This is a genomic window from Ramlibacter lithotrophicus, from assembly GCF_012184415.1.
GTDB classification, from domain to species: Bacteria; Pseudomonadota; Gammaproteobacteria; order Burkholderiales; family Burkholderiaceae_C; genus Ramlibacter; species Ramlibacter lithotrophicus.
Genome location: NZ_VTOX01000014.1, coordinates 46,882 through 72,209, shown reverse-complemented (window position 1 = coordinate 72,209; position 25,328 = coordinate 46,882). Strand labels below are relative to the sequence as shown.

Below are 25,328 nucleotides of genomic sequence, written 5' to 3'. Positions count from 1 at the left end.
CGGAGACTGACATGAAAGTCGCAGCGATCCAGATGGTGTCGGGGACCACGGTGTCCGGCAATCTCGAGCAGGCCGGCGCCCTGGTCCGCGAAGCGGCCGCGGCCGGCGCGGAGCTGGCGGTGCTGCCGGAGTACTTCTGCCTCATGGGGCGCAGGGACGGCGACAAGCTGGCGGTGCGCGAGCCGTTCGGCGGCGGCGCGATCCAGGACTTCCTCGCGCGGACGGCGCGCGAGTGCGGGCTCTGGCTGGTCGGTGGCACGCTGCCGCTGGAGGCGTCCGACGCCAGCCACGTGCGCAACACGTCGCTCGCGTTCTCGCCGGCCGGGGAATGCGTGGCGCGCTACGACAAGATCCACCTGTTCCGCTTCGAGAACGGCCGCGAGCGCTACGACGAGTCGCGCGTGATCGAGGCCGGCGGCGGCACGGCGTCGTTCGTGCTGCGCGATCGCGCCGGCCGCGACTGGCGCATCGGCATGAGCGTGTGCTACGACCTGCGCTTTCCCGAGCTGTATCGCGCGCTGGCCGCGGACGTGCTGCTGGTGCCCAGCGCCTTCACCTACGTCACCGGCCAGGCGCACTGGGAACTGCTGCTGCGCGCACGGGCGGTGGAGAACCTCGCCTACGTGGTCGCCCCGGCCCAGGGCGGCGAGCACGAGAACGGCCGCCGGACCTGGGGCCACAGCATGCTGGTCGATCCCTGGGGCGAGGTCCTCGGGCGGCGCGAGGAGGGCCCCGGCGTAGTGATCGCCGAACTCGACGCGGCGCGCCAGGCGAGCGTCCGCGTGCAACTGCCCGCGCTGGAGCATCGCGTCCTATGAGTCCGGTCGGCGGGGAGACGGTCGCGGCCGCGCCGGGCGAGGTGGGCGCGCCGCTGGCGCGCTGGCCGCTGTGGGTCCTGCTGGTGGCGCTGGTCGCCGGCATGCTGGTGACGCTGGTGTGGCTGGCGGGCCGCTACGAAGCGAGCCAGGTGCAGGACAAGCTGGAGCGCGATACCGGGGAAGCGGTCAGCGACATCCGCGCGGCGCTGAACCGCAACGTGCAGCTGCTGCTGGCCCTGCAATCGGCCCATGGCCAGCGCGACGACTGGGACCGCGAGGCGCACGCGCTGCTGCGGGAGCACCCCGAGTGGGTGCGCATCGAGTGGCGCGACGCCGCGCTCGCGCCGGTCGCCGTCGCCGATTCGCCGTTTCGCCGGCCGGCATTCGAGCGCATGGGCCGGCTCCATGCCCAGGCGGACGTGGCGCTGGCGTGCGCCGGCGCCCGCCGCATGAGCGGGCCCGGCTATTCCGGAAGCTACTTCCTGCCGCAGGTCGACGGGCTGGGAATCGAGGTGATGGAGCTGTGCCTGCCGCACATGACCCATGGCCGCCTGAGCGGCTACGTGGTGGCCACCTATTCGCTGGGCGATGTCCTCGCGACCCTGGTCGGTCCCCAGCTGCGGCGCAGCCAGGAAGTCTCCTTCACCGAAGCCGACGGCACCCGGCTCGCGCTGCACGGCGTGCCGCGCCGGGGCCGCCGCGTGTTCACCGCGCAGCAGCTGCTGGACCTGCCCGGCAACACGATCGTCCTGCGCATCGACAGCTGGCACGGCGCCCCGGACCTGTTCCCGAACGTGCTCACGGCGCTGGTCACGGCCATGTCGATCGCGCTGGTGGTGGTGCTGTTCGTGCTGGGCAAGGACATGCGCCTGCGGCTGCGCGCCGAGCAGGACCTGGCCGAGGCGCTGGCGTTCCGCAAGGCGATGGAGGACTCGCTGGTGACGGGACTGCGCGCGCGCGACCTGCAGGGGCGCATCACGTACGTCAATCCCGCGTTCTGCCAGATGGTCGGCTTTGCGCCGGAAGAGCTGATGGGGCACTCGAATCCCGCGCCGTACTGGCCGCCGGAACTGGTGGACGAATACTCCAAGCGCCAGGAGATCCGCCTGGCCGGACACCAGGCCCCGCCGCGCGAGGGCTACGAGTCGGTCTTCATGCGCAAGGACGGCTCGCGCTTTCCGGTCCTGATCATCGAGGCGCCGCTGATCAACGCCCAGGGAACGCAGACCGGATGGATGAGCGCCTTCCTCGACATCAGCGAGCAGCGCCGTGTCGAGGAGCTGTCGCGCGCCAGCCAGGAGCGGTTGCAGGCGACGGCGCGGCTGGCGACGGTGGGCGAGATGGCGTCGCTGCTGAGCCACGAGCTGAACCAGCCCCTGGCAGCGATTTCCAGCTACGCCACCGGTTCGATCAACCTGCTGAAGGCGCACGCGGCGAGCGCCGCCGGCTCGCCCGCGATCGCCGACATCGAAGTGGCGATGCGCCGCATCGCCGAACAGGCCGGGCGCGCCGGCAAGGTGATCAAGAGCGTGCACGACTTCGTGCGCCGCAGCGACAAGGACCGCGAGCCGGTCGCACCGCAGCACCTGCTCGAGGCGATCATGCCGCTGGTGAGCCTGCAGGCGCGCGAGCTGGGCGTGCGGGTGCAGGTGCGCGCGCGGGCCGGCCTGCCACCGGTCCTCTGCGACCGCACCATGGTCGAACAGGTGCTGCTGAACCTGGCGCGCAACGCGATGCAGGCCATGGGCGAGGCCGGGGTGGCCGCGCCGGCGCTGGTGTTCGACGTGCGGCCGGCGCCCAGCGGCGACTCGGGGCCCGGCGACCGGCTCGAATTCACGGTCAGCGACGTCGGGCCCGGCATTCCCGACGAGGTCAAGGCGCGGCTTTTCACGCCGTTCTTCACTACCAAGCCCGAGGGCATGGGCCTTGGCCTCAGCCTCTGCCGCACGGTGGTGGAGCAGCACGGCGGCTCGCTCGCGTTCGAGCCGAACCGGCCGCGCGGTACCATTTTCAGGTTCACGCTCCCGCAGTCGCCGGTCCCCGTCGCCGCACTCGCCGCCTAATGCAACCCGCCACCGATGCCACCGTCTTCATCGTCGACGACGACGCCAGCGTCCGCGAGGCGCTTGCCTGGCTGCTGCGCTCGCGGCACCTGCTGAGCGAAGGCTTCCCGGGGGCCGAGGAATTCGACGCGATGCTCGAACAGGGCTGGCAGCCGTCGGGGCCGTGCTGCCTGCTGCTGGACGTCAGGATGCCGGGGATGAGCGGGCTCGCGTTGTTCGACAAGCTGGTCGAGCGCCAGCTGGCGCAGGTGATGCCGGTGATCTTCCTCAGCGGCCACGCGGACGTGCCGACCGCGGTGACGATGGTCAAGCGCGGCGCCTTCGACTTCTGCGAGAAGCCGTTCTCCGACAACGCGCTGGTCGATCGGGTGGAGCAGGCGCTGCGGCGCTCGGGCGACGTGCTGCAGGAGCGCCAGGAGCAACACCTGCTGCAGGCGCGCCTGACCGAGCTCACCGAGCGCGAGCGGGACGTGATGCGGCTGGTGGTCGAGGGGCTGCCCAACAAGCTGATCGCCGATCAGCTCGACATCAGCGTGCGCACGGTGGAAGTGCACCGGGCGCGGGTCTTCGACAAGATGGACGTGAAGTCCGCCGTCGAGCTCGCCAACATGCTGCGGCGGCTGTGATGCTCAGGGCTCGTCGTCGCGCCGCGGCTCGCCCCTGCTGCGGCCGGAGAACATGGTCCACCACACGATCAGCAGCAGCAGGCCCAGCGCGAGCAGCGCTTCCAGCAGGATCAGAAGCATGAACCGGTTCCTTGGTGCATCTCGCGTGTGGGTGGTGGTCGCGCTGATTGTAGGAGCGCTCGCGGCCTGTTCCAGCGTGCCGCTCTCCGAGCCGGACGCGGCGCCGGCCGAGGCCACCGCGTCCGCCGCGCCGGCGCCGGGCCCCGTCCTGGCCCAGGGCCGCAGCCGCTGGGTGCCGGTGCCCTGGTCCGAGCTGCCGGGCTTCGCCGACGACCCGCTGCACGAAGCGTGGAATGCCTGGGTGCGCAGCTGCGAGCGACCGCCCGCGGCGTTCGTGCCGCTGTGCCCCCAGGTGCGCCGGCTCATGCTGGGTTCGGCGGACGAGCAGCGGGCCTGGATGACCGGGCAGTTGCAGCCGTACCGGGTGGAGCCGCTGGACGGTTCGACCGAAGGACTGCTGACCGGCTACTACGAGCCGCTGCTGGAAGCCACCCGCCAGCCCACGGCGACGCACACGGTGCCCTTGTACCGTCCGCCGGCCACGCTCGCCAGCCGCCGGCCCTGGTATTCGCGCCAGGAGATCGACACGCTGCCCGAAGCGCTGGCGGCGCTGCGCGGGCGCGAGATCGGCTACCTGGCCGATCCCGTCGACGCGCTGGTGCTGCAGATCCAGGGTTCGGGGCGGGTGCGGATCACGGAAAGCGACGGCAGCCAGCGCCTGGTGCGGCTGGCGTTCGCCGGCAGCAACGAGCATCCCTACCGCAGCGTCGGCGGCTGGCTCCTGCAGCAGGGCGCCCTGCGCGACGCTTCCTGGCCCGGCATCCGCGCCTGGGTGGCGCGCAACCCGCACCGTGTGCAGGAAATGCTGTGGAGCAATCCGCGCACGATCTTCTTTCGCGAGGAGCCGCTGTCGCCGCTCGACGCCGCGTTCGGGCCGCGCGGCGCGCAAGGCGTTCCGCTGACGCCGGGCCGCTCCATCGCCGTGGACCGGGAAAGCATCCCGTACGGCACCCCGGTGTGGCTCGCCTCGCCCGGCCCCCTGGTCGACCTGAAGCGCCTCGTGCTGGCCCAGGATACGGGCAGCGCGATCGTGGGGGCGGTGCGGGCCGATTTTTTCGCCGGCTGGGGCCCCGAGGCGGGCGAGCTGGCCGGCCGGCTGAAGCAGCCGCTGCGGCTGTGGGTGCTGTGGCCGCGCCAGCCGTCGCGATGATCGCGCCGCGTGGCCAGGGACCGGCGGACCTTGCGCACGAGCCACTGCCGCCGCTTCCGGCCGCACAATGCGCGCCATGACGAGCCTCCCAGCCACTCCTCGCCGCAGAGCCGCGCTGGCCGCCGCGCTGGCCGCCGCCGTGCTCGGCGCGTGCACGTCGCCGCGGCGGGCGCCGCCCGATTCGGCTCCAGATCCCGCGGCGGCGCCGGCCAGTGCGCCCGCCGCGGCTGGCCTGCCGCGATATCGCTGCGATCAGGGCATTGTCTTCACGGTGCGGCATGGCGAGGATTCCGTCACCATCGACGCGGGGCCGCGCGGCCGCCATACGCTGCTGCGCGACGCGGGCGGCGTCACGCCGCAGCACACGGTCTACAGCAACGACGTCTGGAAGGCGGAGTTCGGCCTCGGCACCGCCGGCACCGAGGCGATCCTGCGTGCCGCGGAACCGCCGCTGGTCGCCCGCTGCGTGCGCGAGTGAGCGCACCGCGCTGTCAGCCTTTCGTATGTGCCGCTGGGGCGACAGCCCCACGGGAGACTTTCCCGCACGCCGGCCATACACTGTGCAGCTGCCGTAACGCCACGGCCCCGGTGCCGGTCCGCAACGCGTCCGGTGTCCAGGGCACGACATGGAGACAAGAAGTCGATGAACGCTCCCCTGCCTGAACACATCCGCAAGGCCCTCGAGACGGTCACGCTGGACGACAAGTATTCGCTGGACTACGGCCGCGCCTTCATGAGCGGCGTGCAGGCCCTGGTGAAGCTGCCGATGCTGCAGCGGTTGCGCGATGCCAGGGCCGGCAAGAACACGGCCGGCTTCATCAGCGGCTACCGCGGTTCGCCGCTGGGCGGCTACGACCAGGCGCTGTGGAAGGCCGACAGGTACCTCAAGGCGCAGAACATCGTCTTCCAGCCCGGCGTCAACGAGGAGCTCGCCGCCACCGCGCTGTGGGGCACGCAGCAACTGGGCTTCACGCCGCCGGGCACGCACAGGTTCGACGGCGTGTTCGGCATCTGGTACGGCAAGGGTCCGGGCGTGGACCGCTCCGGCGACGTCTTCAAGCACGCCACCATGGCCGGCACCACGCCGTGGGGCGGCGTGATCGCCGTGGCGGGCGACGACCACGTGGCCAAGAGCTCCACGGCCGCCCACCAGAGCGACCACATCTTCAAGGCCTGCGGCCTGCCGGTGTTCTTCCCGTCGTCGGTGCAGGAGATCCTGGACCTGGGCATCCATGCCTTCGCCCTCAGCCGCTATGCCAGCGTGTGGGCCGGCATGAAGACGATCCAGGAGATCGTGGAGTCCGCCGCCACGGCGATGATCGATCCCGAGCGGGTCGAGATCCGCATCCCGACCGATTTCGAGATGCCGCCGGGCGGCCTGCACATCCGGTGGCCGGACGCGCCGCTGGACCAGGAGGCGCGCCTGTTCGACTACAAGTGGTACGCCGCGCTCGCGTACATCCGCGCCAACCGGCTCAACTACAACGTCATCCAGGGGCCGGACGACCGCTTCGGCATCATGGCCAGTGGCAAGGCGTACAACGATACTCGCCAGGCGCTGCTGGACCTGGGCCTGGACGACGAGACCTGCCGCCAGCTCGGCATCCGGCTGCACAAGGTCAACGTGGTCTGGCCGCTCGAGGCGCAAGGCACGCACGAGTTCGCGCGCGGGCTGCGCGAGATCCTGGTGGTCGAGGAAAAGCGCCAGATGATCGAGTACCAGGTGAAGGAGCAGCTGTACGACTGGCCGGACGCCGCGCGGCCCAAGGTCGTCGGCAAGTTCCGCGACGACGAGCGCGGCCACTCCGGCGGCGAATGGTCGCTGGCCAACCCGGCCGCCAACACGCTGCTGCGCGCGAACGCCGAGCTGTCGCCACCGCAGATCGCCCGCGCCATCGCCGAGCGCCTGCGCAAGCTGGGCGTGGACGCCGGCATAGCCGCCCGCATGGACGCGCAGTTGGCCATCCTGGAGGCCAAGGAGCGGGCCATGCAGGTGCTGGAGGTCAAGTCCGAGCGCACGCCCTGGTTCTGCTCCGGCTGCCCGCACAACACGTCGACGGTGGTCCCGGAAGGTTCGCGCGCCATGGCCGGCATCGGCTGCCACTTCATGTCGGTATGGATGGACCGCGCGACGGTCGGCTTCACGCAGATGGGCGGCGAGGGCGTGCCGTGGGTCGGCCAGCAGCCGTTCTCGAACGAGAAGCACGTGTTCGCGAACATCGGCGACGGCACCTACTTCCACAGCGGCCTCCTGGCGATCCGCCAGTCGGTGGCCGCCGGCGTGAACATCACGTACAAGATCCTCTACAACGACGCGGTGGCGATGACCGGCGGCCAGCAGGTCGGCGAGCGACCGGAAGGCCATTCGGTGCTGCAGATCGCGCAGAGCATGATCGCCGAAGGCGCCGTGCGCGTGCTGGTCGTGACCGACGAGCCGCAGAAGTACGGGCACGCGAAGCTCCCGGCGGACGTCGAGGTGCGGCACCGCGACGAGCTGGATCGCACCCAGCGCGAGCTGCGCGAGGTCAAGGGCTGCACCGTGATCATCTACGACCAGACCTGCGCCACCGAGAAGCGGCGCCGCCGCAAGCGCGGCACCATGGTCGACCCGGCCGTGCGGGTCATGATCAACGACCTGGTCTGCGAAGGCTGCGGCGACTGCAGCGCCAAGAGCAACTGCCTGTCGGTGGAGCCGCTGGAAACGGAGTTCGGCCGCAAGCGCGCGATCAACCAGAGCACCTGCAACAAGGACACGAGCTGCCTGAAGGGCTTCTGCCCCAGCTTCGTCACGGTGGAAGGTGGCCAGCTGAAGAAGAAGGCCAAGGGCAAGGCGCTTTCGCCGGCCGAGCTCGGGCCGGTGCCCGAGCCGCAGCTGCCGGCGGTGTGCGGCTCCTATGGCGTCGTGGTGGCGGGCGTGGGCGGCACGGGCGTGATCACCATCGGCCAGCTGCTGGGAATGGCCGCGCACATCGAAGGCAAGGGCATCGTCACCCAGGACTCGGCCGGCCTTGCGCAAAAGGGCGGCGCCACCTGGAGCCATGTGCTGATCGGCAACCACCCCGACGACATCCGCACGACGCGGGTCAGCATGGCGGCCGCCGACCTGGTGATCGGCTGCGACCCGATCGTCACGGCGAGCAGGGAGACCGTGCTGCGCATGCGCGAAGGCCGCACGAAGGTCGCCCTGAACTCCTACAGCACGCCGACGGCGGCCTTCGTCAAGAACGGCAACTGGGCCAATCCGGCGCAGGCCTGTGCCGACGAGATCGGCAAGGCCGTGGGTTCGCAGTCGGTTTCGGCGTTCAACACCGATGTGGCCGCGACGAAGCTGATGGGCGACAGCATCTATACCAACCCGATGCTGCTCGGCTACGCCTGGCAGAAGGGGCTGATCCCGCTGGGCCGCGAATCGCTGCTGCGGGCCATGGAGCTGAACGGCGTCGCCGTCGAGAACAACAAGAGCGCCTTCGAATGGGGCCGGCAGGCCGCGCACGACCCCGAGGCGGTCGAGAAGCTGATCACGCCGGCGCAGGTGGTCGAGCTGCGCAAGCGCGAAACGCTCGAGACGGTGGTGGCGCGCCGGGTCGAGTTCCTGGCGGCTTACCAGAACGCCGCCTATGCCGATGCCTATCGCGACTTCATCGAGAAGGTGCGAGCGGCCGAGGCGTCGCTGGGGCGCACGACGTTGAGCGAGGCCGTGGCCCGGAACCTGTTCAAGCTGATGGCCTACAAGGACGAATACGAAGTCGCCCGCCTGCACGCGGAAACGGGCTTTCGGGACCGGATCGCCGACATGTTCGAGGGCGACTACCAGGTGCACTACCACCTGGCGCCGCCGCTGGTGGCCAAGCGGAACGAAAAAGGCGAGCTGGTCAAGCGCAAGTGGGGCCCGGCGATGTTCGGCGTGTTCCGGGTCCTGGCCAGGCTCAAGGGCCTGCGGGGGACGCCGCTGGACATCTTCGGCCGTACCGAAGAGCGGCGCACCGAGCGCGCGCTGATCGGCGAGTACCGGGCCAGCATCGAGCAGGTGCTGGCCGGACTGAATGCCGGCAACCATGCGCTGGCGGTCGAGATCGCGCGCATCCCCGACCAGATCAAGGGATTCGGGCACGTCAAGGCGCGCAACCTGGCGGCGGCGCGGGTGCAGTGGCAGCAACTGCTGGAGCAGTGGCGGCAGCCGGCGGCCACCCGCCAGGCCGCCTGAGGCCGGCGTCGGGTGCGGGCGGCCCCCGTCATACAATCCCTGGTTCCGCCGCCGGCATCCGCGCCGGCGGCTTGACCGCGCCGATTCGACTCTCTTTCTGGAGCCAAAGTGTTCATTTCCACCGCCTATGCCCAAACCGCCGCCGGCGGCGACATGCAGTCCTCCCTCATGAGCATGCTGCCGCTGGTGCTGATGTTCGTGGTGCTGTACTTCGTCATGATCCGGCCGCAGATGAAGCGGCAGAAGGAGCACCGGGCCATGATCGACGCGCTGGCCAAGGGCGACGAAGTCGCCACCGCGGGCGGTCTCCTGGGCAAGGTGACCAGGCTGGGCGATGCGTACCTGGGCCTGGAGATCGCCAGCGGCGTCGAAGTGCAGGTGCAGCGGACCGCGGTGGTGCAGGTCCTGCCGAAGGGAAGCATCAAGTGAGGTGAGAGCGCGGGTGCTGCGCGCCACGCGAGCTTTGTCTTCCTGTCTTCGATATTCATGAACCGATACCCGGCCTGGAAATACGCGATCCTCGTGATCGCGCTGCTCGTGGGGGCGATCTACACGCTTCCGAACTTCTTCGGCGAGGCGCCCGCGGTGCAGGTCTCGTCGGCCAAGGCCACCGTCAAGGTGGACGGGACCACCCGCACACGCGTCGAGCAGGCGCTGGCGGGCGCCGGCATCCGGCCGGAGGCGGTGTCGCTGGATGCGTCCTCGGTCAAGGTGCGCCTGGACAGCACCGACACCCAGCTCAAGGCCAAGGACGCGATCCAGAAGGCCCTGGTCCCGGATCCTTCGGATGCGCCGTACATCGTCGCGCTGAACCTGATCTCCGGCTCGCCACGGTGGCTGTCCGCGCTCCATGCGGCCCCGATGTACCTCGGGCTGGACCTGCGCGGCGGCGTCCATTTCATGCTGCAGGTCGACATGCAGGCGGCACTGACCAAAAAGGCGGAGTCGCTGGCGGGCGACCTGCGTTCGGTGCTGCGCGAGAAGAACATCCGCCATGGCGGCATCACCCGCAACGGCCAGGCGGTCGAAGTGCGGCTGCGCGATGCCCAGACGCTGCAGCAGGCCCGCGCCGTCATTGCCGACCAGTTCGCCGACCTGCTGGTGGCGGAGACGCCGGACGGCACTGAATTCAAGCTGGTCGGCAGCATCAAGCCGGAAGCGGCGCGGCTCGTCCAGGAGCAGGCGTTGCGCCAGAACATGGTGACCCTGCACAACCGCATCAACGAACTCGGCGTCGCCGAGCCGGTGATCCAGCAGCAGGGGCTGGACCGCATCGTGGTGCAGTTGCCGGGGGTGCAGGACACCGCCAAGGCCAAGGACATCCTGGGCCGCACCGCGACGCTGGAAGTGCGGATGGTGGACGAAAGCGCCGAGGCCCGTGCCGCCGAACTCGGCACCGGGCCGGTGCCGTTCGGCGCCGAAAAGTACATCGAGCGCGGCGGGCAGCCGGTCGTCGTGAAGAAGCAGGTGGTCCTCACCGGCGACAACCTCACCGACGCGCAGGCCGGCTTCGACAGCCAGACCCAGGAGCCGGCGGTGCACCTGACGCTCGACGCCAAGGGGGCCCGGATCTTCAAGGACATCACGCGCGAGAACATCGGCAAGCGCATGGCGATCCTGCTGTTCGAGAAGGGCAAGGGCGAGGTCGTCACCGCGCCGGTGATCCGCAGCGAGATCGGCGGCGGCCGGGTGCAGATCTCGGGCCGGATGACCACCACCGAGGCCAACGACGTGGCCCTGCTGCTGCGGTCCGGCGCGCTGGCGGCGCCGATGGAGATCATCGAGGAATACACCATCGGCCCGAGCCTGGGCAAGGAGAACATCGAGAAGGGCTTCCAGAGCGTCGCCTGGGGCTTTCTCGCCATCTGCGTCTTCATGATCGTCTACTACATGCTGTTCGGCGTGTTCTCGTCCGTCGCGCTGGGCGTGAACCTGCTGCTGCTGGTGGCGGTGCTGTCCATGTTGCAGGCGACCCTGACCCTGCCCGGAATGGCAGCCATGGCGCTGGCGCTGGGCATGGCGATCGACTCGAACGTGCTGATCAACGAACGGGTGCGGGAGGAACTGCGCAACGGCGCCTCCCCGCAGGCCGCCATCAACACCGGGTACGAGCGGGCGTGGGGGACGATTTTCGATTCGAACATCACCACCCTGATCGCCGGCGTGGCCCTGCTGGCCTTCGGCTCGGGACCGGTGCGCGGCTTCGCGGTCGTGCACTGCATCGGCATCCTGACGTCCATGTTCTCCGCGGTGTTCTTCTCGCGCGGGCTGGTGAACTTCTGGTACGGCCGGAAGAAGAAATTGAAGTCGGTCTCCATTGGCACGGTCTGGCGTCCCCAGGCGGATACGGCTATAACCAAGGCTGAGTAAGGCAGAAGGCATTCACGTGGAGTTCTTCCGAATCCGACGGGACATCCCGTTCATGAGGAACGCGTTGGTCTTCAACGTGATTTCCTTCGTCACCTTCGCCGCGGCCGTGTTCTTCCTGGTCACGCGGGGGCTGCACCTGTCGGTGGAGTTCACCGGCGGCACCGTCATGGAGGTCGGGTATTCGCAGCCGGCCGACGTCGAGAAGGTGCGCGGCACCGTCGCCGGGCTCGGCTTCGCGGACGTCCAGGTGCAGACCTTCGGCACCTCCCGCGACGTGCTGATCCGGCTGCCGGCGCAGAAGGGCGTGAGTTCCGCGCAGCAAAGCGAGAAGGTGCTGGGAGCCCTGAAGGCGCAGGACCCCGGCGTCACGTTGCGGCGCACCGAGTTCGTCGGGCCGCAGGTGGGCGAGGAACTGGCCACCGACGGCCTCAAGGCGCTGGCCATGGTGATCGCCGGGATCATGATCTACCTGGCCGTGCGCTTCGAATGGAAGTTCGCGGTGGCGGCGATCATCGCCAACCTTCACGACGTGATCATCATCCTGGGCTTCTTCGCCTTCTTCCAGTGGGAGTTCTCGCTGGCCGTGCTGGCGGCCGTGCTGGCCGTGCTCGGGTACTCGGTGAACGAGTCGGTGGTCATCTTCGACCGGATCCGCGAGAACTTCCGGCGCTACCGCAAGATGGACACCGTGGCCATCATCGACAACGCGATCACGTCGACGATCAGCCGCACCATCATCACCCACGGCTCCACGCAGGTCATGGTGCTGTCCATGCTGCTGTTCGGCGGCCCGACGCTGCACTATTTCGCGATGGCCCTGACCATCGGCATCCTGTTCGGCATCTATTCCTCCGTCTTCGTCGCCGCGGCCATCGCCATGTGGCTGGGCATCAAGCGCGAAGACCTGGTCAAGTCCCAGCCCAGGAAGGAAGGGGACCCCAACGACCCGAACGCGGGCGCCGCCGTATAGGGGTCTTCTTGAGCACCCAGCGTCCTCCCCGCGAATCCGCCTCGGCGCTGGCCCGCCGCGTGCGCGAGCAGTTCGTGACGCACCTCGAAGCGGCGCTGGCGCCGATGCAGCAGGCGATCAGGGCGCGCCTGGCGGAGCTGGGTGAAAACACCCTCAACGCCAAGGAGATGTACGAGTTGCGGGACGCGCTGATCGAAGTCGAGCGCAAGGGCCCGGACTGGGTGCGGGCCACCGGCGCCGAGTGGCGTAAGGCGATCGCGCCGCCGACCAGCACCGGGCGCACGCGGATGGAGGCGGTGAGCCTCGAGTTGATCGGCGACGAGGTGGTGGAGCGCAAGATCCTGTCGTCGCGGCTGGCGCTGGCGATCCGCGAGAAGTCGTCGTGGGAGCTCAACGACCTGCGCGTGCGCATGCAGCACCTCGAGGGCGACGACGCGCTCGAAGGCGCGGACGTCCTGCGCCCGGAGTCGCTGACGCAGATCGTCGTGGAACAGTGGGACAAGGCAGGGCTGACCCGGGAGCAATGGACGATGGTGCACGACATCGTCCAGGCCGGGCTGGCAGAACAGCTGCTCAAGGCCTACAAGGCCGCCAACGAATACCTGATCGACAAGGGCGTGGTGCGGGACATCGACCTCAGCCGGCGGGTGAAGCGCGCGGCGCCGGCGCCTGCCGGCCGGCGCCCGGACGGCGAACCGCACGGTTACGACCAGGCCGAGCAGCCCTACGACGGACAGGGGTCGGCCGGCGGTTACCAGGGCGGCTATGACGCCGGCAGCCAGGGGGCCTACCAGAGCGGCGGCTACCAGGGCGGTGGCTATCAAGGCGGCGCCCAGGGCGGTGGCTACCAGGGCGGTGGCTACCAGGGAGGCGGCTACCAGGGAGGCGGCTACCAGGGCGGATCGCAGGCCGGCGGCTACCAGGGCGCAGGGCACTCGCAGGGAGCGCAACCACAAGGCCAGCCGGCCTATCGCGGCGGCCAGGGCGGCGGGTACGAAGGCGGGCCTCGCCCCGGGCCCGGCCAGTATGGCCCCGGCCCCACGCAGGATGGCGGGTACCCCGGCCATCATGAGCCGGGCGCCGGACCTGCGGCCGGCGCGCGCGGCGGGGTGGCCGACGAAACCCGGATGATGACCTCGCGGCCCGGCCTGCGCGGCCAGGTGCTGCGTGGGGCCGGCGTGCTGGGCCAGCTGAAGCGCTTTCTCAAGGAACGCGTGGGCTTCGACGGCGGCGCGGTCACGAGTCCTTCGCCGGCGCTGGCCGATGCCATCGCGCACGAGCAGGCCACGCAGCGCGACACGCAGCAGCAGATGCGTACCGGCATCGACACCGGCGGCATCGTCTACGACGCCGCCGCGGTGCAGCAGGTGGCAGGCGACTTGCGGCGGCGCACCGGCGAGCTGAAGAAGAAGGCCGGCACCCAGACCGAGAAGGCGATCATCGAGATCGTCGCCCTCATGTTCCAGAGCATCCTGGCCGAAGAGCGGATCCCGCCGGCAATCCGGGTCTGGTTCGCGCGGCTTCAGATGCCGGTGTTGCGGGTGGCCATCGCCGAGCCCGAGTTCTTCGGCTCCCTGGAGCACCCCGCGCGCCAGCTGATCGACCGGATGGGCTCCTGCGTGCTCGGCTTCAACGCGACGGACATCAGCGGCAGCGCGCTCGAGATCGAGATCAAGCGGGTGGTGCAGGTGATCGAGCAATACCCGGAAACCGGGCGCCGGGTGTTCCAGCTGGTCTACGACGAGTTCCTCCAGTTCCTCTCCCGGTTCCTGACCGAGAAGGGGCCGACCCAGCGCCTTGTCACGGTGGCGCAGCAGGTCGAGCAGAAGGAAACGCTGGCGGTGCAGTACACGATCGAGCTGCGCACGATGCTGGCGGAAATTCCGGTTCGCGAGGAGATCCGCGAGTTCCTGTTCAAGGTGTGGGCGGAGGTGCTGGCGCTCGCCGCCGTCAAGCACGGCGCGCAGCACGAGGACACGCTGGCGCTCAAGAAATGCGCCTCGGAACTGGTCTGGGCGGCCAGCGCCAAGCCCAACCGGGCCGAGCGGGCACGGGTGATCCAGGATCTGCCCCGCCTGCTGCAGCGGCTGCGGCACGGCATGTCACTGATCGGCATGGAAGGCCCCGACCAGGAGTCCCAGATCAAGCTGATCGGCGATATCCTGGCCGACGCGTTCCTGCTGAAGACCGAGGCCATCCCGCGCGAGCGCATCGAGGACATGGCCGAACGGCTGGCGCACCTCGAGGATTTCGTCATGACGGCGGACTCCAGCACCGAACTGCCGCTGGACGCCGAAAGCATCGAGCTGATGCTGGGCATCGATGCGTCGATGATCGAGGTGATCGCCGATGGCGGCTCCAAGCCGAGTTCGGCGATGGTCGCCTGGGCCGCCGAACTGCAGCTGGGCCACTGGTTCTCGCTGGATCACAACGGCGCGACCAGGCAGGTGCAGTACGCATGGCGCAGCGACCGTGGACAGCTGCACCTGTTCGCGGCGCCCGATGGCCGCAGCTACCTGATCCAGGCCAAGCGGCTGGCCGCCTACCTGCAGGCAGGGCTGCTGCTGCCGACCGAGGAAGAAGCGCTCACCGTTCGCGCAACGCGCGAGGCACTCGCCAAGCTCGACGCCAATCCGGAACGGCTGTTGCAGTAAGGAGGCCCCGCCGGGCGCCGTGCAATCGCGCTCAGTGCGCGAGGCGGTTGTCGCTGTCGTCGCAGAGCTCGTCCAGCACCAGCGCGTCCGGCTCCTGCCCGAAACTCCAGTACACCATCAGGACGATGATCTTGAGGTCGTCCAGGGCGACCGGGTCGCCGGGCGCCGCCATCGCGCGGTCGACCACGATCTCGCGCATCGCCGGCGGCAGCACGCCGGACGATTCCAGGAATGAAATGAAGCCGAGGCACTGCGCCCCGAGGTGGCCCTGTTCGGCGACCGAGTAGACGCGCATGCTGCCGGTCGACTGCGCGGACCCGGCGTCGGGCGCATCGGGCAGCGGCCGGGCGTCGGCATCCGGAAGGCAGGTGCTCTGGGCCGCGAGGTTCAGGCCGTCCAGCCAGACCAGGGCTTCGTGGATTTCGGTGGGCTCGAACCCGTGCGCGCTGAGCCGCCGTTCGAGCTGGGGCAGTTCGGGGCACGCGTCGCCGCGCCAGTAGTGTTCGTAGACGAAAACGAGCACTTCAAACATTCCCCAATATAGCCCAGAACGCGGGGGCGACCGGTAAACAGCGTGCGAAGAGTGTTGCGCCGCGACCTCAGCGTCATGCGGTGTCACCGCGCTGGAACAGGCCTCCGGGCAAGCGCACGACGAGGCCGGCGAGTTCGTGCTCCAGCAGCCGCGCCTGCAGCACGGACGGCGCGATGCCCGTGCGCGCGACGAGCGCGTCCAGGCTCACCGGATCGAACCCCAGCGCTGCCAGCACCTCGTCCTCGCGCCCGCTCCCGGCGGCGGGCCCGGCGGGTGTCGACCCGGTCGCCGCGGGCACCACGCTCAGCTCCTCCAGCACGTCCTGCGCGGTCTCGACCAGCTTGGCTCCCTGCTTCAGAAGCGCATGGCAGCCGCGGGCCTGTGGCGAGTGGATCGAGCCCGGGATGGCGAAGACCTCCTTGCCCTGTTCGGCCGCCAGCCGCGCGGTGATCAGGGAGCCCGAGCGCAGGGCCGCCTCGACCACCACCGTGCCTTCGCTGAGCGCCGCGATGATGCGATTGCGCCTGGGGAAGTTCTCCGGCAGGGGCGGGGTGCCGAGCGGGTATTCGCTCACCAGCAGGCCACGGCGGGCGACGTCGTGTGCCAGTTGCAGGTGTTGCCGCGGGTAGACGCGGTCCAGCCCGGTTCCGACGACGGCGATGGTGGCGAGCCGGTCCGGCGCCGCGCCCTCGAGGGCGCCTTCATGCGCTGCGCCGTCGATGCCGAGCGCCAGCCCCGACACCACGGTGAGGCCCGCCTCGGCCAGGCTGCGGCCGAAGCGGCGGGCGTTTGCGAGGCCCTGGGGAGTGGGATTGCGGCTGCCGACCACGGCCACGGCCCGCGGCCACGTGGCCGGCACCTCGCCGGTCACGTACAGCATCGGCGGAGGGTCCTCCGTGCGCAGCAGTGCCTCCGGATAGGCGGCGTCGGCGAGGGTGAGGATGCGACGCGGCGCCGGTGCGGCCTCCTGCAGCCAGGTCCAGGTCGTTTCCAGCTGCGCGGCCAGTTCCGGCGGCTCCGCGGCCAGCGCTTGCACCTGGGTTTCGGTGGCGAGCTGCCGCAGTGCGGCGGCAGGTTGTGCGAAGACGGTGGCAGGGAGCCCGAAGGCAGCGAGCAGGCGGCGCGCCACCAGGTTGCCCACGCCCGGCGTGAGCGCCAGCCGCAGCCAGGCGGCCAGCTCCTCGCGCTCCATGGCGACGCGGCGGCTACTGCGGGCTGGCGATCCGGTCGCCAACCTGCACGGTGTCGCTGATCTCCAGGATCAGCGCGTAGGAAAGCTTCTCGAACGGCCGGAACACCATCAGCAGCCCGTTGCGCTCGTCCGGCAGCTTGATGTCGGTGCGCTCGCCCGGCTGCGAGCGGTCCACGCGCCGGTCACCGGCCTTGAGGATCGCGAAGACGTGGCCGCTCTCGATCCCGTCGGCTGTCCCCTTGTTGATCAGGACGACCTGGCTCTGGCCCGCGATCGCGACGGCTTCGCCGTAGATCGACACGATCGTGCCTTCCAGGCCGGCGGCGGGCGCATGCGGCACGTAGCTGGTGAAAACGCGCGGCGGCTCGGGCAGCAGCCGGTCGCCGACGCGCATCTCTTCCTTGGCCGAGACGATGTCGATCGTGGCCGGCACCGGCATCTGCTGCTGTCCGCCACTGGACGTGCGCACGGCCTGCACCGTTTCGCCACGCACGAGGCTCGCCTTCCCGAGGTAAGGCGCTTCGTATCCGAGGACGGCGCTGGTCACCGGATCCTTGATCGGACGGGCATTGCGGAACACGCGGTATTCGGTCGCGCCCGCGCTGCGCTGCAGCGGGGTCTCGGTCGGGCCCCGGACATACGCGCGGTCGCCGCGGGTGATCAGCACGCGGGTCTCGGACGCGGCGACGATCCGCGGCGCCTGCAGGAGCGCCGCCTCGTCGACGATGACGGGCTCCGACAGGAACGCCTCGATCAGGTGGGTCTGCACCGCCGGCACGGCCGATCCGGACAGCGGCTCGATGCGCACCCGTGGCGACACACGCACGGTCTCGGTTGGCAGGTCGCCGGCGGCCGCCTGCCGTACCCGCAGGGTGGCGCGGCCGTCGCGCCGCTCCAGCACCAGTTGCTGGCCGGGATAGATCAGGTGGGGATTGCGGATGTCCTGCAGGTTCATGCCCCACAGCTCCGGCCAGCGCCAGGGGCGGGCCAGGAACACACCGGAGATGCCCCACAAGGTGTCGCCGCGCTTGACGGTGTACGTGTCCGGGGCGTCCGGCGCCAGTTCGGACAGCGGCACGCCTGCGGCGGCGACCTGCTCGGCGGTGCCGCGCTGGGCCGGCGTCACCGGGAAGTTCTGCGCCGCGGCCGGCGCGCCCAGCGCCGCGACGAGCAGCCAGGCCGGCAGCAGGGCGGCGGCGCGGCGGGCGGTGGTGCGGCGGGTCGTCTCGAGGTGGCTGTGTTGGTGCATCAGGACCGCAACGCCCCCGGCAGCCGGGGCCGTCTCTCTTGATAAAGTACTGGCGATTCTGCGCTCAAGCCCTTGATTGGGCAACGTTTATGGCCGTGGGCGCCTGCCCGGTCCCGGGAAAGTGGCGAAAATAGCGACACCCTGCACCGAGAACCCGGCGGCCGCGCCGGTGGTCAAATACGCCAGCATTCGCCGATTCCAAATGGCCCTCCTCCCGATCCTCTGCTATCCCGATCCCCGCCTCCACACGGTGGCCAAGCCGGTGCGCGCCGTCGACGCCCGCGTGGCCGCCCTGGTGGGCGACATGCTCGAAACCATGTACGACGCCAATGGCATCGGCCTGGCCGCGACCCAGGTCGACGTGCACGAGCGGGTGGTGGTCATCGACGTGTCGGAGGAGCGCAACGCCCCGCTGGTCCTGATCAATCCGGAGATCACCTGGGCCAGCCCGGAAAAGCAGGTCAACGACGAAGGCTGCCTGTCGGTGCCTGGCGTCTACGACGGCGTGGAGCGTTCCTCGGCCGTCAAGGTCCAGGCGCTCGACCGCGACGGCAACTCCCGCATCATCGAGGCCGAAGGCCTGTTGGCAGTGTGCATCCAGCACGAGATGGATCACCTGCTTGGCAAGGTGTTCGTCGAGTACCTCTCGCCGCTGAAGCGCAATCGCATCAAGGCCAAGATGCTCAAGGCCAGGCGTGAAACGGAGCGCGCCTGAACCGGCGCGGCGACGACGCATGCGCAAGTTCCCGTGGCTCGCCGCCGCCGCGCTCGCGGCCGGTTGCGCCAGTCCGTTCCATGGCTACGACATCCAGCCGGGCACGCCGCGCGATGCCGTGCTGGCGCGCATGGGCCCGCCGACGCGCATCGTGCGCCTGGACGGCGGCGAGCGGTTGCAGTACTCGCTGCAGCCGTTCGGGCAGTACGCCTGGATGGTCGACCTGGACGCCGGCGGCAAGGTGGTCCGTGCACGGCAGGTGCTGACGGCCAACGAGTTCAACCGGATCCAGTCGGGCACCTGGACGGGTGCGGACGTGGAACGCGAGTTCGGCCGGCCGGCGAAGGTGGATCGCGTCACCAGCTGGAGCGGCCCCATCATGACGTACCGCTGGAAGGACCGCGACAACAGCGACATGTTCTATTTCGTCTATCTCGACGAGCAGGGCGTCGTGGGGCGGGCCCATCCCGGCATGGAGTTCATCAACACACCGCGGGACCGCGACTGACGGACCTGTGACACCGATGCGCGTCGTCTTCGCCGGCACTCCGGAGTTCGCCCGCGCCGCCCTCGAGCGGCTGCACGCGAGCGGGGTCGCCATTCCGCTGGTGTTGTCGCAGCCCGACCGGCCGGCCGGCCGCGGCATGAAGCTGCAGGCCTCGCCGGTCAAGTGCTTCGCCGTCGACCACGGCATCCCGGTGGCGCAGCCGCGCAGCCTGCGGCTGGACGGCAAGTACCCCGACGACGCGCTCGCGGCGCGCGCGGCGCTCGAGGCAGCGCGGCCGGACCTGATGGTGGTGGCCGCGTACGGGCTGATCCTGCCGCAGTGGGTGTTGCAGCTGCCGCGCCTCGGTTGCCTCAACATCCATGCGTCGCTGCTGCCCCGCTGGCGCGGCGCGGCCCCGATCCACCGCGCGCTCGAAGCGGGCGACCCCGAGACCGGCATCACCATCATGCAGATGGACGCCGGGCTGGACACCGGGGACATGCTGCTCGTCGAACGCCTGCCGATCGCCGCCGACGACACCACCGCATCGCTGCACGACAAGCTGGCCGCGCTCGGTGCGCGCCTGATCGTCGAGGCGATCGAACTGGCCGCCTGCGGCGGCTTGCACCCCGTGGCGCAACCCGCCGGGGGCGTCACCTACGCGCACAAGATCGAAAAGAACGAAGCGGCCATCGACTGGGCGCAGCCGGCGGAGGTCATCGGCCGCCGCGTCCGGGCTTTCGACCCCTTCCCCGGCGCCTCCACGCTCATCTCCGGTGAGCCGGTGAAGGTGTGGCGCTGCCAGGTCGAACCTGACGCCGCCGGCGCGCGGCCCGGCACCGTCCTGGCGGCCGACGGCTCCGGCATCGTCGTGGCCTGTGGTTCGGGCGCGCTGCGCCTGATGCAGTTGCAGCGCGCGGGCGGCAAGCGCCTGGCGGTGGCCGACTTCCTGCGCGGCTTCCCCGTCGCGGCCGGGGCCATGCTGCAAGCGGGCCAGTAGTGTTCTTCGCGCCTTCGAACTTCCGGCACCCGGCCTTTCGCGCCGGCGCTCGCGACATGGCGCCGCTCGCGGCCGGCATCTCCGCCTGGGGCCTGATGACCGGCGTGGCGATGGTCAAGTCCGGCATGAGCGTCGTCGAAGCACTGGCGATGACCTTTCTCGTCTATGCCGGCAGTTCGCAGCTGGCGGCGATCCCGCTGATCGTGGCCGGGGCGCCGATCTGGGTCATCCTCGCCACCGGTTTCTGCGTCAACCTGCGCTTCGTGGTGTTCAGCCTGCACCTGCGGCCTTACCTGATGCACCTGCCGCGCTGGCGGCGGCTCGTGAACGGCTATCTCACGGCCGACCTCAGCTATGCGCTGTTCACGCGCCAGTTCCCCACCCCCGGAGAGACGCCGCAGCAGCGGCACGAGCAGGAGGCGTACCTGGCCGGCAACTATGGCGTCACCTGGTGCAGCTGGATGGGCACGAGCGTCGTCGGCATCGTCCTGGCCAACCTGATCCCCAGCGCGTGGGGACTGGGATTCGCCGGCGTCCTGTGCCTGATCGGGATCCTCTGTTCGCTGGCCAGCACGCCTGCGCGGCTGATGGCGGCGCTGGTCGCCGGCGCCGCCGCCGTCGCGGCGTACGCGTTCCCGCTCAAACTCAACATCGTGGCGGCGATCGCGGCGGCGGTGCTGGCCGGCTTCTGGCTGGAACACCGCCTGCCGCGCGCCTGGAGGGGCCAGGCGGCATGAACGCCCAGACCGACTGGTGGACCCTGGCCGCGATCGTTGGCCTCGCCGGCGTGACGGTGCTCACCCGCTGCTTCTTCTTCATCCTCGACCGGCCCTGGACCATGCCGGGATGGGCGCACCGCGCACTGCATTACGCCCCGGTGGCGGCGCTCGCCGGCGTCGTGGCGCCCGAGGTCGTGATGCAGCAGGGCCAGGTGATCGCCAGCTGGCAGGACGCGCGCCTGTTCGGCTCGGTGGCGGGCGCGGCACTGTATTTCTGGCGGCACAGCGTGCTGCTCACGATCGCCGGTGGCATGGCCGTGTACCTGCCGCTCCACGTCGGCTTGGGCTGGTAGGAGGTCCGAGCCCAACTCGACCGCCGCGGGCCTCCCTAGAATGTGGAGTTTTCGCCGGAGCCAAAGACCCGCCATGCATGTGCTGCGCTTTTCCGATCTCTGTGCCCAGGGCAAGGTTGCCGGGCAACGCGTCTTCATCCGCGCCGACCTCAACGTGCCGCAGGACGATGCGGGCCGGATTACCGAGGACACCCGCATCCGCGCCTCGGTGCCGGCGATCCGGATGGCGCTGGACGCCGGCGCCGCCGTGATGGTGACCTCGCACCTCGGTCGGCCGACCGAAGGCGAGTTCAAGCCCGAGGATTCGCTGGCGCCGGTCGCGCAGCGTCTGGGCGAACTGCTCGGGCGCGAGGTGCCGCTGGTGCGCGACTGGGTCGACGGGGTCTCCGTCCAGCCGGGCCAGGTCGTGCTGCTCGAGAACTGCCGGGTGAACAAGGGCGAGAAGAAGAATAACCCCGAGCTGGCGAAGAAGATGGCCGCGCTGTGCGACATCTTCGTGCACGACGCGTTCGGGACCGCGCACCGCGCCGAAGCGTCCACCTACGGCATCGCCGAATACGCCAGGATTGCCTGCGCCGGGCCCTTGCTGGCGGCCGAGATCGACGCGATCGGCAAGGCGCTGGCCAACCCCAAGCGGCCGCTGGTCGCGATCGTGGCCGGCTCCAAGGTGTCCACCAAGCTCACGATCCTCAGGTCGCTGGCTCGCAACGTCGACCAGCTGATCGTCGGCGGCGGCATCGCCAACACCTTCATGCTCGCGGCGGGCCTCAAGATCGGCAAGTCGCTGGCCGAGGCCGACCTCGTGGCCGAGGCGGCGGCCGTGATCGACGCGATGAAGTCGCGCGGCGCCGAGGTGCCGATCCCGGTCGACGTCGTGACGGCCAAGACTTTCGCCGCGGACGCGCCGGCCACCGTGAAAGCCGCCACCGAAGTGGCCGACGACGACCTGATCCTGGACATCGGGCCGAAGACGGCCGAGCGCCTCGCCGGGCAGCTGAAGGCGGCCGGCACCATCGTCTGGAACGGGCCGGTCGGCGTCTTCGAATTCGACGCGTTCGCCAAGGGCACGGAAACCATTGCCCGCGCCATCGCCGCATCGAGCGCGTTCAGCATCGCCGGCGGCGGCGACACGCTCGCCGCGATCGCCAAGTACGGCATCGAGCGCCAGATCGGCTACATCTCCACCGGCGGCGGCGCCTTCCTCGAGGTGCTCGAGGGCAAGACGCTGCCGGCGTTCGACATCCTGCAGCGGCGGGCGTCGGCCTGACCAGCGCCGCGCGCGGCCCCATCCGGCGATGCCGCAGCCGACGCCGCGCCCTGGCCCCAGAATGCATCACCCAACAACAACCAGTCGTTCCATGCACGCGCACCTGATCCCGCAACCACCCTTCCGTTCGTCCGGCGCAGCGCGCGTGTCCACGAAGGAGGCCTGACATGGCAGTCCGTCGCGCCACCAAGATCGTCGCCACGCTCGGCCCCGCCTCCAGCGATCCCGCGCTGCTGGAACAGATGATCCGCGCCGGCGTCAACGTCGTGCGCCTGAACTTCAGCCATGGCACCGCCGACGACCACGTGAATCGCGCCAGCCTCGTGCGCGAAGCGGCCACGCGCGCTGGCCGCGAGGTCGCGATCATGGCCGACCTCCAGGGCCCCAAGATCCGAGTCGGCAAGTTCGCCGACGGCAAGGTCCACCTGGAATCTGGCACCAAGTTCGTGCTGGATGCTTCGCGCGCCGAGCCGGGCGATCACCAGGGCGTGGGCCTGGACTACAAGGAACTGCCGCGCGACGTGAAGGCCGGCGACGTGCTGCTGCTCAACGACGGGCTGATCGTGCTCACCGTCGATTCGGTCAAGGGCGAGCAGGTCCGCACGACCGTCAAGCAGGGCGGCGAGCTGTCCAACAACAAGGGCATCAACAAGATGGGCGGCGGCCTCACCGCCCCCGCGCTCACCGCCAAGGACATGGAGGACATCCGCACCGCGATGAGCTTCCGCGCCGACTACGTCGCCGTGAGCTTTCCGAAGAACGCGACCGACATGGAGATGGCGCGCCAGCTGTGCAACGTGGCCGGCGCCGAGCTGCGGCACCGCCCCGGCCTGATCGCGAAGATCGAGCGCGCCGAGGCGATCCCGAACCTCGAGTCCATCCTCAAGGCGAGCGACGGCATCATGGTCGCGCGCGGCGACCTCGCCGTGGAAGTCGGCAACGCCGCCGTGCCCGCGCTGCAGAAGCGCATGATCCGGATGGCGCGCGAGTGCGACAAGGTGGTGATCACCGCGACCCAGATGATGGAGTCGATGATCATGAATCCGGTGCCTACGCGCGCCGAGGTCAGCGACGTCGCCAACGCCGTGCTCGATGGCACCGACGCCGTGATGCTGAGCGCCGAAACGGCGACCGGCCGCTACCCGCTGGAGACGATCGTCGAAATGGCGAACATCTGCCTGGAGGCGGAGAAGGCGGAGGAGGTCAAGCTCGACGCCGATTTTTCCGGCAAGACGTTTGCGCGCATCGACCACTCGATCGCCATGGGCGCGCTGTTCACCGCCTACCACCTGGGCTGCAAGGCGATCGTCGCGCTGACCGATTCCGGTTCCACCGCGCTCTGGATGAGCCGGCATCGCATCCACATCCCGATGTACGCGCTCACGCCCAAGCTCGCGACGCAGCGGCGCATGGCCTTGTTCCGCAACGTGCGCCCGCTGCTGCTCGATCAGAGCGCCGACCGGGACACGGCGCTGGGCGAAGCCGAGGCGCACCTGAAGAAGCGAGGCATCGTCGGCAGCGGCGACATCTACGCGATCACGTGCGGCGAGCCGATGGGCGCGCCCGGCGGCACCAACATGCTGAAGATCGTGCGCGCGACCTGAGCGCGGTCGCTCGACAGTAGCGTCGCGGCCCCGCCAGCGCAGAGCCGTGGGTAGAATTTCCGGCAACTGCCTCGACGTCCCAGGCACGCCGGTTTTTCAACTCCCTAGGATCCCACCATGCCAATCGTCTCCATGCGCGAACTGCTGGACCATGCCGCAGCCAACGGCTACGGCATCCCCGCGTTCAACGTCAACAACCTGGAGCAGGTCCAGGCCGTGATGGAAGCTGCCAAGGAGACCGGCGCGCCGGTGATCCTGCAGGCCAGCGCCGGCGCCCGCAAGTACGCCGGCGAGTCGTTCATCAAGCACCTGATCCAGGCCGCGGTCGAGGCCTATCCGAACATTCCCCTGGTGATGCACCAGGACCATGGCCAGAGTCCCGACGTCTGCAAGGGCGCCATGGAGCTGGGCTTCTCCTCCGTGATGATGGACGGCTCGCTCGAGGCGGACGGCAAGACGATCGCCAGCTACGATTACAACGTGGACGTGACGCGCAAGGTCGTCGAACAGGCGCACAAGCTGGGCGTCACCGTCGAGGGCGAGCTCGGTTGCCTGGGGTCGCTCGAGACGATGCGCGGCGACAAGGAGGACGGCCACGGCACCGAGGCCACCATGACGCGCGACCAGCTCCTGACCGACCCCGAGCAGGCCGCCGACTTCGTGCGCAAGACCCAGCTCGACGCGCTGGCGATCGCCATCGGCACCAGCCACGGCGCCTACAAGTTCACCCGCAAGCCCACGGGCGACATCCTCGCGATCGACCGGATCAAGGAAATCAACCGGCGCATCCCCAACACCCACCTCGTGATGCACGGATCCTCCAGCGTGCCGCAGGAACTGCTGGCGATCATCCGCCAGTACGGCGGCAACATGAAGGAAACCTACGGCGTGCCGGTCGAGGAGATCCAGGAAGCGATCAAGCACGGCGTGCGCAAGATCAACATCGACACCGACATCCGGCTGGCGATGACCGGCGCCGTGCGCAAGTTCATGGCCGAGAATCCCGAGAAGTTCGACATGCGCGACTGGATGAAGCCCGCCCGCGAGGCGGCCAGGCAGATCTGCAAGCAGCGCTACATCCAGTTCGGCTGCGAGGGGCAGGGCGGCAAGATCAAGGGCGAGCCGCTGCAGGTGGTGGCCGCCAAGTACGCCAAGGGCGAACTGGCGCAGGTCGTCGCCTAGGAGCCTCTGCCGCCCAGGCTCCCAGCGCCCGGAGCGATAATCGAAAGGCCCGT

General features: G+C 69.7%; 21 protein-coding genes. 18 read left to right on the top strand and 3 right to left on the bottom strand.

What is annotated here, in order from left to right:
* Positions 1-11 precede the first annotated feature (11 nt).
* The 10 genes from RAMLITH_RS24935 (at position 12) to RAMLITH_RS24890 (ending at position 14,975) form a co-directional block, all read left to right on the top strand.
* Complete coding sequence (locus RAMLITH_RS24935; RefSeq protein WP_168110175.1) at positions 12-818, top strand: carbon-nitrogen hydrolase family protein; 807 nt, start codon at positions 12-14, stop codon at positions 816-818.
* On the top strand, positions 815-2,881 hold the full coding sequence (locus RAMLITH_RS24930) for an ATP-binding protein (protein ID WP_202883329.1): 2,067 nt from the start codon (positions 815-817) through the stop codon (positions 2,879-2,881). Before RAMLITH_RS24935 ends, RAMLITH_RS24930 begins: the two co-directional genes overlap by 4 nt.
* Positions 2,881-3,507: a response regulator transcription factor gene (locus tag RAMLITH_RS24925; RefSeq protein WP_168110174.1), complete on the top strand. Its 627-nt coding sequence runs from the start codon at positions 2,881-2,883 to the stop codon at positions 3,505-3,507. The genes RAMLITH_RS24930 and RAMLITH_RS24925 overlap by 1 nt, the downstream gene beginning before the upstream one ends.
* 118 nt (positions 3,508-3,625) lie before the next feature.
* Positions 3,626-4,777 carry a murein transglycosylase A gene (gene mltA / locus RAMLITH_RS24920; RefSeq protein WP_238344390.1) on the top strand — a complete coding sequence of 384 codons (1,152 nt, stop codon included), beginning with the start codon at positions 3,626-3,628 and terminating at the stop codon, positions 4,775-4,777.
* 76 nt (positions 4,778-4,853) lie between these two features.
* On the top strand, positions 4,854-5,255 hold the full coding sequence (locus RAMLITH_RS24915) for a hypothetical protein (RefSeq protein ID WP_168110172.1): 402 nt from the start codon (positions 4,854-4,856) through the stop codon (positions 5,253-5,255).
* A gap of 165 nt (positions 5,256-5,420) precedes the next feature.
* Positions 5,421-8,981, top strand: a complete 3,561-nt coding sequence (locus RAMLITH_RS24910; RefSeq protein WP_168110171.1) for an indolepyruvate ferredoxin oxidoreductase family protein — start codon at positions 5,421-5,423, stop codon at positions 8,979-8,981.
* Between the two features lie 108 nt (positions 8,982-9,089).
* Positions 9,090-9,410, top strand: coding sequence for a preprotein translocase subunit YajC (gene yajC, locus RAMLITH_RS24905; protein WP_168110170.1), 321 nt, complete (start codon positions 9,090-9,092; stop codon positions 9,408-9,410).
* 57 nt (positions 9,411-9,467) lie between these two features.
* Positions 9,468-11,351, top strand: a complete 1,884-nt coding sequence (gene secD, locus RAMLITH_RS24900; RefSeq protein WP_168110169.1) for a protein translocase subunit SecD — start codon at positions 9,468-9,470, stop codon at positions 11,349-11,351.
* 16 nt (positions 11,352-11,367) lie between these two features.
* Positions 11,368-12,321: a protein translocase subunit SecF gene (gene secF, locus RAMLITH_RS24895; RefSeq protein WP_168110168.1), complete on the top strand. Its 954-nt coding sequence runs from the start codon at positions 11,368-11,370 to the stop codon at positions 12,319-12,321.
* An 8-nt stretch (positions 12,322-12,329) separates the two neighbouring features.
* Complete coding sequence (locus RAMLITH_RS24890; protein ID WP_168110167.1) at positions 12,330-14,975, top strand: DUF1631 family protein; 2,646 nt, start codon at positions 12,330-12,332, stop codon at positions 14,973-14,975.
* A gap of 31 nt (positions 14,976-15,006) precedes the next feature.
* Here RAMLITH_RS24890 and RAMLITH_RS24885 read toward each other — a convergent pair whose 3' ends face one another.
* The 3 genes from RAMLITH_RS24885 to RAMLITH_RS24875 all read right to left on the bottom strand — a co-directional run bounded on the left by RAMLITH_RS24885 (position 15,007) and on the right by RAMLITH_RS24875 (position 17,948).
* Positions 15,007-15,507 carry a Smg family protein gene (locus RAMLITH_RS24885; RefSeq protein ID WP_168110166.1) on the bottom strand — a complete coding sequence of 167 codons (501 nt, stop codon included), beginning with the start codon at positions 15,505-15,507 and terminating at the stop codon, positions 15,007-15,009.
* A 73-nt stretch (positions 15,508-15,580) separates the two neighbouring features.
* Positions 15,581-16,699, bottom strand: a complete 1,119-nt coding sequence (dprA, locus tag RAMLITH_RS24880; RefSeq protein ID WP_168110165.1) for a DNA-processing protein DprA — start codon at positions 16,697-16,699, stop codon at positions 15,581-15,583.
* A 13-nt stretch (positions 16,700-16,712) separates the two neighbouring features.
* Positions 16,713-17,948 carry a LysM peptidoglycan-binding domain-containing protein gene (locus RAMLITH_RS24875; RefSeq protein WP_168110164.1) on the bottom strand — a complete coding sequence of 412 codons (1,236 nt, stop codon included), beginning with the start codon at positions 17,946-17,948 and terminating at the stop codon, positions 16,713-16,715.
* Between the two features lie 202 nt (positions 17,949-18,150).
* Here RAMLITH_RS24875 and def point away from each other — a divergent pair, with 202 nt between their 5' ends.
* From def to fba, 8 genes are all read left to right on the top strand, one after another.
* Positions 18,151-18,663: a peptide deformylase gene (gene def, locus RAMLITH_RS24870; protein WP_168110163.1), complete on the top strand. Its 513-nt coding sequence runs from the start codon at positions 18,151-18,153 to the stop codon at positions 18,661-18,663.
* A 19-nt stretch (positions 18,664-18,682) separates the two neighbouring features.
* The gene (locus RAMLITH_RS24865) at positions 18,683-19,171 is read left to right on the top strand and encodes a hypothetical protein (protein ID WP_168110162.1); all 489 of its coding nucleotides are present in this window, start codon (positions 18,683-18,685) and stop codon (positions 19,169-19,171) included.
* 16 nt (positions 19,172-19,187) lie between these two features.
* Positions 19,188-20,150 carry a methionyl-tRNA formyltransferase gene (fmt, locus tag RAMLITH_RS24860; RefSeq protein WP_168110161.1) on the top strand — a complete coding sequence of 321 codons (963 nt, stop codon included), beginning with the start codon at positions 19,188-19,190 and terminating at the stop codon, positions 20,148-20,150.
* Between the two features lie 56 nt (positions 20,151-20,206).
* A complete protein-coding gene (locus RAMLITH_RS24855) occupies positions 20,207-20,887 on the top strand; it encodes an AzlC family ABC transporter permease (RefSeq protein WP_168110160.1) in 681 nt (226 codons plus the stop codon).
* Positions 20,884-21,222 carry an AzlD domain-containing protein gene (locus RAMLITH_RS24850; protein ID WP_168110159.1) on the top strand — a complete coding sequence of 113 codons (339 nt, stop codon included), beginning with the start codon at positions 20,884-20,886 and terminating at the stop codon, positions 21,220-21,222. The genes RAMLITH_RS24855 and RAMLITH_RS24850 overlap by 4 nt, the downstream gene beginning before the upstream one ends.
* Positions 21,223-21,295: 73 nt before the next feature.
* Positions 21,296-22,489, top strand: coding sequence for a phosphoglycerate kinase (locus tag RAMLITH_RS24845; protein WP_168110158.1), 1,194 nt, complete (start codon positions 21,296-21,298; stop codon positions 22,487-22,489).
* 167 nt (positions 22,490-22,656) lie between these two features.
* Positions 22,657-24,093, top strand: coding sequence for a pyruvate kinase (gene pyk, locus RAMLITH_RS24840; RefSeq protein ID WP_168110157.1), 1,437 nt, complete (start codon positions 22,657-22,659; stop codon positions 24,091-24,093).
* Between the two features lie 117 nt (positions 24,094-24,210).
* Positions 24,211-25,275 carry a class II fructose-bisphosphate aldolase gene (gene fba / locus RAMLITH_RS24835; RefSeq protein WP_168110156.1) on the top strand — a complete coding sequence of 355 codons (1,065 nt, stop codon included), beginning with the start codon at positions 24,211-24,213 and terminating at the stop codon, positions 25,273-25,275.
* The last annotated feature ends 53 nt before the right edge of the window (positions 25,276-25,328 follow it).